We start from the raw sequence: 12,864 nt of genomic DNA on the forward strand, positions 1-12,864 counted from the left end.
TATGCCTCCGGCGGGGATATTTTTACTCGGAAGATGATCATTCACCGCGCGGAAATCGCTGGTTATCTTCGAGCACGTTGATGTCCATATGGTTGCGCATGTAGCGTTCGGATGCCTTTTGCAGCGGCTGGTAGTCCCACGGGTAATAGCTGCCGTTGCGCAAAGCCTCGTAGACGACCCAGCGGCAGGCCTGAGACTGGCGCACATCGGCGTCGAAACGGGCGAGGTCCCAGCGGGCGTCAGCCTTGACGCGCAGTTGTGTCAGCGTGCCTTGGTGGGCGGGGTGGTCCGCCAGATTGGTCAGTTCCTGCGGGTCCGCGTCCATGTCGAAGAGCTGGTCAGGGTCCAGCGTGCAGCGATTGTATTTCCATTTGCCGTAGCGCAGGCTGACCAGCGGGGCCTGGCTCGCCTCGGCGGCATATTCCATCGCGACGGGGGTGTCGCGGGTGCCGCCCTGCCCCAAAGGCACAAGGCTTTCGCCGCTGGTCCATGGCATGACCTCGGACATATCCACGCCCGCCAGATCGCAGAGCGTCGGCGTCACGTCGATCGTGCTGACGGGGATGCTGTGCAGGCCAGGTGCCATCGCGGGGCTTGCGATCATCAGCGGCACGCGGGAGGACCCGTCGTAGAAACACATCTTGAACCAGAGGCCGCGTTCGCCCAGCATATCGCCATGGTCGGAGACAAAGACGATCGTGGCCTCTTGGCGCGTGTCGTCGAGCACTTGCAGGATGTCCCCGATCTTGTCGTCCAGATAGCTGATATTGGCGAAATAGGCGCGGCGCGACCGGCGGATATCGTCATCGGTGATGTTGAAATTGTCGCGGTCGTTGGCGTCCAGAATGCGCTGGCTGTGCGGGTCCTGATCGGCGTAAGGGATCGGGCCTGTCTGCGGCATCAGGTGATCGCAGTCTTCGTACAGATCCCAGTATTTGCGGCGCGCCACATAGGGGTCATGCGGATGGGTGAAACTGACCGTCAGGCACCAGGGCCGCGCGTCATGGCCGCGCCCCAGATCATAGAGCTTTCGGGTCGCGTGATAGGCGACCTCGTCGTCATATTCCATCTGGTTGGTGATCTCGGCCACGCCGGACCCCGTGACAGATCCCATGTTGTGATACCACCAGTCGATCCGTTCGCCCGGTTTGCGATAGTCCGGCGTCCAGCCGAAATCGGCGGGGTAGATATCGGTGGTCAGCCGTTCCTCGAAGCCGTGCATCTGATCTGGGCCGACGAAATGCATCTTGCCCGCAAGGCAGGTTTGATAACCCGCACGCCGCAGGTGATGCGCGTAAGTTGGAATGCTCGATGCGAATTCGGCGGCGTTGTCGTAGACACCATTGCGCGACGGCAACTGGCCCGACATGAACGCCGCCCGCGCGGGCGCACAAAGCGGCGACGCCGTGTAGCTGTTGGCGAAACGGGTGGATCGCGCCGCCAGCGCCTTGAGGTTGGGCGCGTGCAGCCATTCGACAGGGCCGTCTGGGAACAGCGTGCCGTTCAGCTGGTCGACCATGATAATCAGCATGTTCGGTTTCGTCATTGCGCGATCTCTTTCAATTCCATGGCAAGCAGCGCCAGCACCTGTTCCGTCGCATCCGAAGGGACCACCTGCCCGCGTGCCAGCCCCTGCCGCAGGTAAGACCCGTCGATCAGCCCCGCGATCCGCACGGCGGCATCGTCTGCGCGCGCGCCGATCAGGGGTCGCAGGTCATGCACCAGATTGCTGTGCAGCCGCCGCTGATAGACCCGCAACAGCCGGTTCGCATCTTCGGAGGTCTGGGCGAGGACGTAGAAATTCAGCCAGGCGGCGATCACATCGGTCTGGAAGTTCGTGGAACTGAACCCCGCCCGGATCACCGCCTCGACCCGGGCACGGGGGCCGCGCGCAGAGCGCAGCGCCGCACGGACCTCGGTTCCATAGACCCGCAGGACGTGCCGCATCGCCGCCAGAAAGATCTGTTCCTTGCCGCCGAAGTAATGATGCGCCAGCGCCGACGACATACCTGCCCTTTTGGCAATGGCACTGACGGTCACATCGAGGTTGCCCACAGCGCCGATTTCGTCAATCGTAGCCTGCAATAGTGCAGCGCGACGGATCGGTTCCATTCCTAGCTTGGGCATGTCATCCTCTTTCGGGTTGCGCGAGACACTTAATTCGTTCTTTATTGACTCGTCAATCAAGAAAAAACCACAGGGAGTTATCCATGAAACTGAAATCAAGCCTGTCGGCACTTGCAATCTTTGCCGCGATGCCGGCCTTCGCCGAATGCGAACTCGTCACTTTTTCGGACGTCGGCTGGACCGACATCACCGCCACCACCGCCGCGACGACCGTCGTGCTCGAGGCGCTGGGCTACGAGACGGAAACCAAGATCCTGTCGGTGCCGGTCACATACATTTCCTTGGCCGAAGGCGACATCGACGTCTTTCTCGGCAACTGGATGCCCACAATGGAGGCCGACATCGCCCCCTACCGTGAAGCGGGCACCGTCGAGACCGTGCGTACCAATCTGGAAGGCGCGAAATATACGCTGGCCGTGAACCGTGCCGCCGCCGAGCTGGGCATCGACAGCTTCGACGACATCGCCGCCAATGCCGACGCTTTGGACAACCGGATCTATGGGATCGAACCGGGCAATGACGGCAACCGCCTGATCATCGACATGATCGCCGCTGACGCCTTCGGCCTGTCCGGATTCGAAGTGCTCGAAAGCTCCGAACAGGGAATGCTGGCACAGGTGGACCGCGCGTCAAGCCGGGACGAACCCATCGTTTTTCTCGGCTGGGAACCGCATCCGATGAACGCCAACTTCGACATGGAATACCTCGAAGGCGGTGATGACTGGTTCGGCCCGAACCTCGGCGGCGCGACCGTCGCGACCAATACCCGTGCGGGTTACGTGGAAAGCTGCCCGAATGTGGGCCAGTTCCTGCAGAACCTCGAATTCACGCTGGCCATGGAAAACGAGATCATGGGCGCGATCCTGGATGACGGAGCCGATCCGGCAGAGGCGGCGACCGCATGGCTGACCGCCAACCCCGAGATCCTGACCGGCTGGCTGGACGGCGTCACAACGCGCGACGGTGGCGATGCAACAGCCGCCGTGAATGCGGCGCTGGGTCTTTGATCTGACGGGTGAGGCCCGCATCAGGGCCTCGCCCACCAAGCCGAAGGAAGCAGCGTGAACTGGCTGACCGACAACAAGATTCCGATCGGACCATGGGCGAAATCCGTGTTCGACTGGCTGAACGCCAACCTGGGCTTTGTGTTCGACCGGATTGCGGCGGCCCTCGAATGGTTGATCGACAGCATTCTGTGGGCGCTGGAAACACCGCATCCGCTGGTGGTGGTCGCGGTTTTCGCCGCACTCACCTGGGCCTTGCAGCGCAGCTGGAAAACCACATTGCTGATCATTCTGGGCTTCTTCTTCATTCTCAACCAAGGCTACTGGCGCGAGACGATGCAATCGCTGACGCTGGTGCTGTCGGCCTGCGTCGTCTGCATGGGGATCGGCGTGCCGATCGGCATCGCCGCTGCCCACCGCCCCCGGCTTTACCGCGCGATGGTGCCGGTGCTCGACCTGATGCAGACGCTGCCGACCTTCGTCTATCTGATCCCGGCCATCGTGTTCTTCGGCATCGGCATGGTGCCGGGGCTGATCGCCACGGTGATCTTCGTTCTGCCCGCGCCGATCCGGCTGACCTATCTGGGTGTGGCGTCCACGCCCACCGCCCTGCTCGAGGCGGCACAGGCCTTCGGCGCGACGAAACGGCAGGTCCTGATCAAGGTCGAACTGCCCTCGGCCATGCCGCAGATCATGGCGGGGCTGAACCAGACGATCATGCTGTCGCTGTCGATGGTGGTGATCGCGGCTCTTGTGGGGGCCAGCGGGCTGGGCGTGCCGGTGATCCGCGCACTGAATTCGGTGAATACCTCGCTGGGGTTTGAATCCGGCTTCGTCATCGTCGTCGTGGCGATCATGCTCGACCGGATGTTGCGGGTGAAACAGAAATGAATGCGGTCGAATTCGACAATGTCAGCATCGTCTTCGGATCGAAACCGCAAACGGCGCTCTCCCTGATGGACGAAGGTCTGGACCGGGCCGAGATCATGACCCGGACCGATCAGGTGCTGGGCGTGCATGATTGTTCGCTGAACGTGGCGCAGGGTGAAATCCTGGTGCTGATGGGGCTGTCAGGGTCGGGCAAATCGACGCTGCTGCGCGCGGTCAACGGGCTGAACCCTGTCGTGCGCGGCGCGGTGCGCGTCCATGACGGCGACCACAGCTATGACGTCACTCATTGCAGCGCGACCGATCTGCGGCGGCTGCGGCAGAAATCGGTATCGATGGTGTTCCAGCAATTCGGCCTGCTGCCATGGCGGACGGTGCGCGACAATGTGGGGCTGGGGCTGGAACTGGCCGGGATGGACAAAGGCAAATTGCACGCCCGCGTCGATCAGGAACTGGCCATGGTGGGCCTGTCCGAGCGCGCGGATGCGCTGGTGGGCGAGCTTTCGGGCGGCATGCAGCAGCGCGTGGGCCTTGCCCGCGCCTTCGCCACCGACGCGCCGATCCTGCTGATGGACGAACCCTTTTCGGCGCTTGACCCGCTGATCCGCACCAAGCTGCAGGACGAACTGCTCGACCTGCAAAAACAGCGCGGCCGCACGATCATCTTCGTCAGCCACGATCTGGACGAGGCGTTCAAGATCGGCAACCGCATCGCCATCATGGAAGGCGGGCGGATCGTGCAATGCGGCACGCCGCGCGACATCTACACCAACCCCGCGAACGGCTATGTGGCCGATTTCGTGGCCCACATGAACCCGCTCGGCGTGCTGACCGCGCGCGACGTGATGATCGCAGGTACCGCCGACGGGCCGCAGATCGACGTGGACACACCGGTGCAGGCGATCCTGCAAAAGATCGGCACACAGGCGCTGCAAGTCGTGGAAAACGGCCAGCCCGTCGGCCAGATTACCCAAAGTTCGCTGATCACGCGGCTCGCCCCCGCCTGACCCACCTCGTCCGACTTCTTTTTTCCAAAAATACTCCCGCCGGAGGCGCGCCGTCAGGCGCTCTCTAAACCTTGGTCTGCGTCACGACCGGCGTCACCTGCCTGCGCGCCACCGCCTCGCGCCATGTGATGAAACTGACAGAGGCCATGATGACCAGCCCGCCGAACACGACCCAGCCATCGACCGCCTCGCCAAAGACCACCGCGCCCAAGACCACCGCCCAGACCAGCTGCAAAAACGTCACCGGCTGCGTGACCGTCAGCGGTGCCGCGGCGAAGGCCAGCGTCATGGTGTAATGGCCGGCCGTGGCGAAACAGGCGACGAGAAACAGCCAGCCGACCTGCGCCAGCGTTGGTGTGACCCAGACAGCGTAGGCAAAGGGGGCCAGCCCGATCGTGACCGTGATCGACAGCATCCCCACAACGACCGCCGCCGATACCTCGCCCGACAGCCGCTTGGCCAGAAGATAGCCCACCGCGAACAGCACAGCCGTGCCCAGCATCGCGATATGGCCGCTTTCCACCGCCTTCACGCCGGGGCGCAGGATGATCGCCGCCCCCACGAGCGCCAGCAGCACCGCGATCAGGCGGCGCGGCGGCAGCTTTTCGCCCAGAAACAGCGCCGCCCCGATCGAGACATAGACCGGCGAAAGATAATTCATCGCCGTCACCTCTGCGATGGGAATGCGCGCCATCGCGTAGAACCACAAGATCACCGCCAGCGAATGCACGACGCCGCGCAGGCCGAACATCTTCATCTGCCGCGCTGTCAGGCGGGCCGACAGGATCGGCCGGATCATCGGCAACAGGAACACAAGCCCCAGAACGTAACGCAGGAACGCGGCCTGCGCGGCAGGAACATCATCGCCCACGTGTTTCACGATGGCCGTGACGGCGACAAACATGACGCCGGTCAGAACCATCCACAAGACACCCGCCACGGGGTTTGACGCAGGACGCATGGGCTGCAAATCACTCATGCCTTTGGGTCGCACCAATAAACGCCGGATGCCAGCGACATTTTCGCACTGGCACAGGCCGCGATCCGCCCTTACCAAAGGGGCATGAAGATACTTTTCCTCGGCGATGTCATGGGCCGCTCGGGCCGGACCGCGATCACCACCCACCTGCCCCGCCTGCGCGCCGACTGGCGGCTCGATTTCATCGTGGTCAACGGCGAGAACGCGACATCCGGCATGGGCCTGTCCGCGCCGCATGCAAAACTGCTGCTGGAAGCAGGCGCCGATGTCATCACGCTGGGCGATCACGCTTTCGATCAAAAGGACATGCTGGCCTTTGCCGCAGCAGAGCCGCGCATCATCCGGCCGCTGAACTTTTCCAAGGCCGCCCCCGGCGTCGGCGCGCGGGTGTTCAATGCCACCAATGGGCGCAAGGTTCTGGTCGCACAGGCGCTGGGTCAGGTGTTCATGAAACGTCCCTTCGACGATCCGTTCTCGGCGCTCGACACAGTGCTGCGACAATATCCGATGGGGGGGCAGGTGCAGGCCAGCCTGCTCGACATCCATTGCGAGGCGACATCCGAAAAGATGGCGCTGGGGCATTTCTGCGACGGGCGCGCCAGCATCGTCGTCGGCACCCATACCCACGTGCCCACGGGTGATGCGATGATCCTTGGCGGCGGCACCGCCTACCAGACCGATGCAGGCATGTGCGGCGACTACAATTCGGTCATCGGCATGGACAAGGCCGAACCCCTGCGCCGCTTCATCACCGGCATGCCCAAGGACCGCTTCACCCCTGCGGAATCCGAGGCGACGCTGTCGGGGCTTTACGTCGAAACCGACGACCGCACCGGCCGTGCCACCCGCGTCGTGATGGTCCGCCAAGGCGGCAAACTCGCGCAGAGCGGGCCCGCATGACGCGCGATCACGCGCTGCTGACGCTGGCGCTGGTGGCCCTTGGGGCAGGATGGGGGCTGACGCAACCGCTGACCAAGATTACCGTGACGGGCGGCTATGAACCGCTGGGCATGATCTTTTGGCAGATGCTGATCGGCATGGTGTTGCTGGGGGCCTGGCGCTGGCGGACATTGGGGCGCTTGCCTGTCACGCCGCGCACGATTGCCTTTTGGCTGATGATCGCGACGCTGGGCACGCTGATCCCCAATTCCGCCAGCTATCGCGCGGCTTTTGATCTGCCTGCGGGGGTCATGTCCATCGTGATCTCGACCATCCCGCTGATCGCATTTCCCATTGCACTGGCGCTGGGAAACGACCGGTTTTCGTGGCGGCGCATGGCGGGGCTGGCGCTCGGTCTGACAGGCGTCGCCCTGATCGCCCTGCCCGAAGCGAGCCTGCCGGACCGCGCGATGGTGGCCTTCCTGCCTTTGGCGCTGATCGCCCCGTTCTGCTATGCGCTTGAGGGCAATATCGTCGCGAAATGGGGGACGGCGGGGCTTGATCCGGTACAGGTGCTGTTCGGAGCCTCGGCCATCGGGGTTGTGATCGCGCTGCCCATGGCGCTGGCGACGGACCAATTGCGCGTGCCCGCAGCGCCTTTCATCCTTGCCGATCTGACGATGCTGCTGGGTGCGGTCATCCATGTCGTGGTCTATACCGGCTATATCTGGCTGGTCCGGCGCGGCGGGGCGGTTTTTGCCGGGCAGATCAGCTATCTTGTCACAGGATTCGGAGTCATCTGGGCCATGCTGCTTTTGCGCGAAAACTATAGCCTGTGGGTCTGGGCGGCCCTTGCGGCGATGGCCGTCGGCCTGACGCTGGTGCGACCGCGCGTTGCCGAAGAGCCCGCGCCGGCCCAGGCTTTGGCGCATGACTGAGCTGTTCGCGCTGACCCAGACCCAACAGGCGTGGCTGACCCTTGCCGTGCTTGTCGGCATGTTTGTGCTGTTCCTGCGCGAAATCTACCCGACCGAAGTCGTCGCGATGTGCGGTGTCAGCATCCTGCTTGTGACGGGCGTTCTGCCCTATCAGGCGGCGGTCGATGCGTTTTCCAACCCTGCGCCATGGACGATTGCGGCGATGTTCATCATCGTCGGTGCGCTTGTGCGCACGGGTGCGCTTGATGCAATGACACGGCTCGCGGAACGGCAGGCCAAGGTCAGCCCCGCACGGGCCATCGGCGGCGGGTTGCTGTTCGTGGCGCTGGCCAGTGCGATCATGAACAACACGCCGCTGGTCGTGGTGATGATCCCGGTCTTTATCCAGATGTCGCGGTCCTTGGGTGTCTCGGCCTCCAAGCTGCTGATCCCGCTCAGCTATGCCGCCATTGTGGGCGGCACGCTGACGCTGATCGGGACCTCGACGAACCTGTTGGTAGATGGTGTCGCGCGAGCGTCCGGCATGGAACCTTTCGGGATACTGGAGATCATGCCGGTCGGTCTCGTCGTCGTGGCATGGACCTTTACCTATATGTATTTCATGGCCCCGCGCCTGCTGCCCGACCGGCAAAGCATGGCGGGCATGCTGTCGGACAGGTCGAAGAAAAAGTTTTTCTCCGAAGCCGTGATCCCCCCCGACAGCAACCTGATCGGGCGTGATGTGACCGGCGTGCAATTGTTCAAGCGCGACGGCGTGCGCCTGATCGACGTGGTGCGCGGCGACCAATCGCTGCGGCGCGATCTGAAGAACGTGAGCTTGCAGGTCGGCGACCGCGTTGTGCTGCGCACCGAGATGACAGAGCTTTTGTCCCTGCAGGCCAACAAGGAACTGCGCCGCGTGGATCAGGTTTCCGCGGTTGAGACAACGACAGTCGAGGTGCTGATCACCCCCAATTGCAAGATGGCCGACCGCCGGTTGGGGTCGCTGCGGCTGCGGCGGCGCTATGCGGTCTATCCGCTGGCGGTCCACCGGCGCGACGCCAATATCAGCCAGCAGATCGACGATATGACCGTGCGCGTCGGCGATACATTGCTGCTGGAAGGTGCGCCTGCCGATATCGCGCGTCTGGCCGAGGATATGAACCTTGGCGATGTGTCCGCCCCATCGCAACGCGCCTACCGGCGGGGCCATGCACCGATAGCGATCGGAGTCCTGTTGGCCATCGTCGGACTTGCCGCGCTGAACGTGGCCCCGATCCTGATGCTGGCGATGATCGGGGTGACGGTGGTGCTGATGACCGGCTGCATCGACGCGGACGAGGCGTTTTCCTTTATCGAAGGCCGGTTGCTGGCGCTGATCTTTGCCATGCTGGGGATCGGATCTGCGCTGCAATCCTCGGGCGCGGTGGAGATGATCGCGACGGCGGCGGCCCCTTACATGATGGCGCTGCCCCCGTTTCTGGTCGTTCTCGCCGTCTACGCGCTGGCAAGCCTGCTGACGGAAGTGGTGTCCAACAATGCCGTCGCGGTCGTGATGACGCCCATCGCGATTGGCCTTGCCACAGCGCTGGGGGTGGACCCGCGCCCGCTGGTCGTGGCGGTGATGATCGCCGCCAGCGCCAGTTTCGCGACCCCCATCGGGTATCAGACCAACACGCTGGTGTTTGGGCCGGGCGGCTACAAGTTCGCGGATTTCCTGCGCTTCGGCATCCCGTTGAACATCACGCTGGCCCCCATCGTGTCTTTCGTGATCCCGCTGATCTGGCCTTTGTGAGCGGGCTTGCCCCTGCCCGTGCGCTTGTCTTATAGAGGCGCAGATTTACACTGGACATGACAAGAGGTTTCCCATGGCGGGCCATTCCAAATGGGCGAATATCCAGCACCGCAAGGGCCGGCAGGACAAGCTGCGCTCCAAGCTGTTTTCCAAGCTGGCCAAGGAAATCACCGTGGCCGCCAAGATGGGCGACCCCGACCCCGACAAGAACCCCCGCCTGCGGCTGGCCGTGAAAGAGGCCAAGTCGAATTCTGTCCCCAAGGACGTGATCGACCGCGCGATCAAGAAATCGCAAGGCGGCGATGCTGAAAATTACGACGAAATCCGCTATGAAGGTTACGGCCCCGGCGGGATCGCCGTGATCGTCGAGGCGATGACCGACAACCGCAACCGCACCGCATCGACCGTGCGCTCCACCTTTACCAAGAACGGCGGCAATCTGGGTGAGACCGGATCGGTCGCCTTCATGTTCGACCGCAAGGGCGAGATCGTCTATCCCGCATCCGTCGCGGATGCCGATGCGGTGATGATGGCCGCCATCGAAGCCGGTGCCGAGGATGTGCAAAGCGACGACGACAACCACGTCATCTATTGCGCGGATGTGGACCTTGCCGAAGTGTCGAACGCGCTGGAACCGGCCTTGGGCGAATCGATCTCGACCAAGCTGATCTGGAAGCCCAACATGACCACCGAGGTCGATGCCGAGGGTCTGGCCAAGCTGATGAAACTGCTCGACACGCTGGAAGACGACGACGACGTGCAGCGCGTGACCGCGAATTTCGAGGCGTCCGACGCCGTGATGGCGGCGTTTTCGGAAAGCTGAGGGTCGAAAGAACTTTCAGGCCTCCGGCGGGGATATTTGGGCTCGGAAGATGATCAGGGCGCGTTCACTCGGGACGCGTTTCATCGGGGTGAGTTGAGAACAGGGCGATCTTGTTGCCCTGCGGATCGCGTAGGTAGCCGACATAGAAATCCGGCCCGTAGGCCGCGCGAAACCCCGGCTGGCCTTCGTCGGTGCCGCCTGCGCCAAGGGCTGCGGCGTGCAGGTCGCGGACCTGTTTTTGGTTGCGCAGTTCGAACGCGACCATCGTGCCATTGCCTGCCGAGGCGGGACGCCCGTCGAACGTCGGCTTGACGTAAAAATCCGGTGGGGCGAAGGGCTGGCCCAGAGTGACGGGCAAAATATAGCTCAGCCCCTCGGGGCCTTCTTGGACGGTGTAGCCGATGGCCGACAGGAAGGCTGCGTAAAACCGTTCGACAGCCGCCATATCGTCAGCGCCGACTGTGACATAAGCGATCATGGGGCGTGGTCCTTTCGGGTTGGTGTGGCGATGATAGCTATGGGGTGATGATCCCCTGTTCGGTGACGATCAGGTCCAGCGGCTGGTCGGTGGGTTCAAGCGGCAGGGCGGGGTCTTCCTGCGCGGCATAGGCAAAGCCAATGGCCAGCACAGGGCCCTGTGCGCGCAGCTGTTCCAGCGTCCGGTCATAGAACCCGCCACCATAGCCCAGCCGCCCGCCCTTTCGGCTGAACGCCACCAGCGGCACGATCAGGATTTGCGGGGTCATCCAGTCCCCTGTGGCAGGGACCTGTGCGCCGAACGGGCCTGCGATGAGCGCGCAATCGGGGTCCCATAGACGGAATTGCAACGGCTGGCCTTTGGCAGAGATCACAGGCACGCCGACGGGGCCATGGGCGGACGCCTCGGCCATGGCGGGGGTCGGGTCGATTTCGGTGCGCATCGCCATGTAGCCAGCGAGTGGCACGCCACGGTAACCCGCCAGAACCTGGCTCAGATAGCCGGCACTGGCCGCATCGGGCCGGTGCGCAGCAGCGCGGCGGGCAAAGGCTGCGGTGCGGGCGGCGGATTTGTCGATCACAGCAGCATGATCGAGGCGAGCCCGAGGAAGGCGAAGAACCCCACGACGTCGGTGACGGTGGTCACAAACGTGCCCGAGGCCAGCGCGGGGTCGATCCCGAAACGGTCCATCACGACCGGCACGCCAATACCCGCCAGGCCCGCGACCAGCAGGTTGACCACCATCGCTGCGGCGATCACGACCCCCAGCATCGGCGCATCGAACCAGACCGTGCCCACTACGCCCATCACGACCGCAAAGGCCAGCCCGTTCAAAAGGCCGACCATCGCCTCGCGCCGGATCACCCGCCAGACGTTGGAAGGTGTGAGGTCACGTGTCGCCAGCGCGCGCACCGCCACGGTCAGCGATTGCGTGCCCGCATTGCCGCCCATGGACGCCACGATCGGCATCAGCACGGCCAAGGCCACCAGCCCCGCGATGGTTTCCTCGAACAGGGAAATGACCAGCGAGGCGAGGATCGCCGTCAACAGGTTGACCGCAAGCCACGGAAACCGCTGTTTCGTTGTCTCAATCACATTGTCCGACAGGCTGCCTTCGCCCACACCGGCAAGGCGCAGGATATCCTCCTCGGCCTCTTCTTCGAGGAAGGCCATCGCATCGTCGATGGTGATGACACCGACGACACGGTCGTCGTCATCGACCACGGGGGCGGTGATCAGGTGATAATGATTGATGGCCTGCGCCACCTCTTCCACGCCTTGCGCGACGTGGAAGGTGCGGAATGTCTCCTCGGTCAGATCGCGCAGGGGGGTGGTGCGCGGATGGCTCAGGATGCGCCCCAGCGTGACATAGCCCACCGCCTTGAGCCGCGGATCGACAAGGATGATGTGATAGAACTGGTCCGGCAGCACCACGTCCGAGCGCAGATAGTCGATGGCATCGCCCACGGTCCAGTGTTCGGGCGCGCGCACCAGTTCGGACTGCATGTGGCGGCCTGCCGATTCCTCGGGGTAGGACAGCGCCTGTTCCACCACGACCCGGTCGCTGGCGTCGAGCGCGTCGAGCACGGCCTCCTGCTGGTCCTCGCCCAGATATTCGACCAGATCGACCACGTCGTCGCTGTCTAGATCACGCAGGGCGGTGGCCAGTTCGGCGGGTGCCAGCTGCTGGATGATCTCTTCGCGCAGGTTTTCGTCCAACTCGGACAGGATGTCGCCGTCGATCCCGCCTTGCCACAGCGTCAGCAGGTCGCGCCGTTCCTTGCTGTCGATCAATTCGATCAGATGCGCGATATCGGCAGGGTGCAACGGGTCAAGAAGCGCATCAACCGCCGCCGCGTCGCCCTGCATCACGGCGTTCAGCACCTCGGCCACGGTCCGGTCTGTGATGCCGAAGGCCTCTGCGTCAACCTCGTCGTCGATATCCGCCATCTGGCACCTCCGTTGTC

13 protein-coding genes are annotated in these 12,864 nt (G+C 63.5%); 7 read left to right on the top strand and 6 right to left on the bottom strand.

What is annotated here, in order from left to right; translation table 11 throughout:
* Nucleotides 1-37: 37 nt before the first annotated feature.
* Both betC and betI read right to left on the bottom strand, forming a co-directional pair.
* Nucleotides 38-1,546 (bottom strand): choline-sulfatase, encoded by a 1,509-nt coding sequence (gene betC / locus H147_RS0110560; RefSeq protein ID WP_019955337.1) that lies wholly within the window; start codon nucleotides 1,544-1,546, stop codon nucleotides 38-40.
* The gene (gene betI / locus H147_RS0110565; RefSeq protein ID WP_110570956.1) at nucleotides 1,543-2,127 is read right to left on the bottom strand and encodes a choline-binding transcriptional repressor BetI; all 585 of its coding nucleotides are present in this window, start codon (nucleotides 2,125-2,127) and stop codon (nucleotides 1,543-1,545) included. Before betI ends, betC begins: the two co-directional genes overlap by 4 nt.
* Nucleotides 2,128-2,210: 83 nt before the next feature.
* Between betI and H147_RS0110570 the strand changes: the two genes are divergently transcribed.
* The 3 genes from H147_RS0110570 to choV are packed head-to-tail and all read left to right on the top strand — an operon-like array spanning nucleotide 2,211 to nucleotide 5,026.
* On the top strand, nucleotides 2,211-3,134 hold the full coding sequence (locus tag H147_RS0110570; protein ID WP_019955339.1) for a choline ABC transporter substrate-binding protein: 924 nt from the start codon (nucleotides 2,211-2,213) through the stop codon (nucleotides 3,132-3,134).
* A gap of 54 nt (nucleotides 3,135-3,188) precedes the next feature.
* Nucleotides 3,189-4,022: a choline ABC transporter permease subunit gene (gene choW, locus H147_RS0110575; protein ID WP_019955340.1), complete on the top strand. Its 834-nt coding sequence runs from the start codon at nucleotides 3,189-3,191 to the stop codon at nucleotides 4,020-4,022.
* Nucleotides 4,019-5,026, top strand: a complete 1,008-nt coding sequence (gene choV / locus H147_RS0110580) for a choline ABC transporter ATP-binding protein (protein ID WP_019955341.1) — start codon at nucleotides 4,019-4,021, stop codon at nucleotides 5,024-5,026. The genes choW and choV overlap by 4 nt, the downstream gene beginning before the upstream one ends.
* 64 nt (nucleotides 5,027-5,090) lie before the next feature.
* Here the strand turns inward: choV and H147_RS0110585 are convergent, their stop codons facing one another.
* Nucleotides 5,091-6,005 (bottom strand): DMT family transporter, encoded by a 915-nt coding sequence (locus tag H147_RS0110585; protein ID WP_019955342.1) that lies wholly within the window; start codon nucleotides 6,003-6,005, stop codon nucleotides 5,091-5,093.
* Nucleotides 6,006-6,089: 84 nt separating this feature from the next.
* Here H147_RS0110585 and H147_RS0110590 point away from each other — a divergent pair, with 84 nt between their 5' ends.
* The 4 genes from H147_RS0110590 (at nucleotide 6,090) to H147_RS0110605 (ending at nucleotide 10,419) form a co-directional block, all read left to right on the top strand.
* Nucleotides 6,090-6,905 carry a TIGR00282 family metallophosphoesterase gene (locus H147_RS0110590; RefSeq protein ID WP_019955343.1) on the top strand — a complete coding sequence of 272 codons (816 nt, stop codon included), beginning with the start codon at nucleotides 6,090-6,092 and terminating at the stop codon, nucleotides 6,903-6,905.
* Nucleotides 6,902-7,822 (top strand): DMT family transporter, encoded by a 921-nt coding sequence (locus tag H147_RS19615; RefSeq protein WP_019955344.1) that lies wholly within the window; start codon nucleotides 6,902-6,904, stop codon nucleotides 7,820-7,822. Before H147_RS0110590 ends, H147_RS19615 begins: the two co-directional genes overlap by 4 nt.
* The gene (locus tag H147_RS0110600; protein WP_019955345.1) at nucleotides 7,815-9,596 is read left to right on the top strand and encodes an SLC13 family permease; all 1,782 of its coding nucleotides are present in this window, start codon (nucleotides 7,815-7,817) and stop codon (nucleotides 9,594-9,596) included. The genes H147_RS19615 and H147_RS0110600 overlap by 8 nt, the downstream gene beginning before the upstream one ends.
* Before the next feature lie 73 nt (nucleotides 9,597-9,669).
* Nucleotides 9,670-10,419, top strand: coding sequence for a YebC/PmpR family DNA-binding transcriptional regulator (locus H147_RS0110605; protein WP_019955346.1), 750 nt, complete (start codon nucleotides 9,670-9,672; stop codon nucleotides 10,417-10,419).
* A gap of 64 nt (nucleotides 10,420-10,483) precedes the next feature.
* Here the strand turns inward: H147_RS0110605 and H147_RS0110610 are convergent, their stop codons facing one another.
* From H147_RS0110610 to mgtE, 3 genes are read right to left on the bottom strand one after another with little or no spacing between them, the layout of a single operon-like run.
* Nucleotides 10,484-10,897 carry a VOC family protein gene (locus H147_RS0110610; protein ID WP_019955347.1) on the bottom strand — a complete coding sequence of 138 codons (414 nt, stop codon included), beginning with the start codon at nucleotides 10,895-10,897 and terminating at the stop codon, nucleotides 10,484-10,486.
* Nucleotides 10,898-10,934: 37 nt separating this feature from the next.
* Complete coding sequence (locus H147_RS0110615) at nucleotides 10,935-11,477, bottom strand: 5-formyltetrahydrofolate cyclo-ligase (protein WP_019955348.1); 543 nt, start codon at nucleotides 11,475-11,477, stop codon at nucleotides 10,935-10,937.
* Complete coding sequence (gene mgtE, locus H147_RS0110620; protein ID WP_019955349.1) at nucleotides 11,474-12,847, bottom strand: magnesium transporter; 1,374 nt, start codon at nucleotides 12,845-12,847, stop codon at nucleotides 11,474-11,476. The genes H147_RS0110615 and mgtE overlap by 4 nt, the downstream gene beginning before the upstream one ends.
* Between the last annotated feature and the right edge of the window lie 17 nt (nucleotides 12,848-12,864).

This window comes from Yoonia vestfoldensis DSM 16212 (genome assembly GCF_000382265.1).
In the GTDB taxonomy this organism is placed as follows: domain Bacteria; phylum Pseudomonadota; class Alphaproteobacteria; order Rhodobacterales; family Rhodobacteraceae; genus Yoonia; species Yoonia vestfoldensis.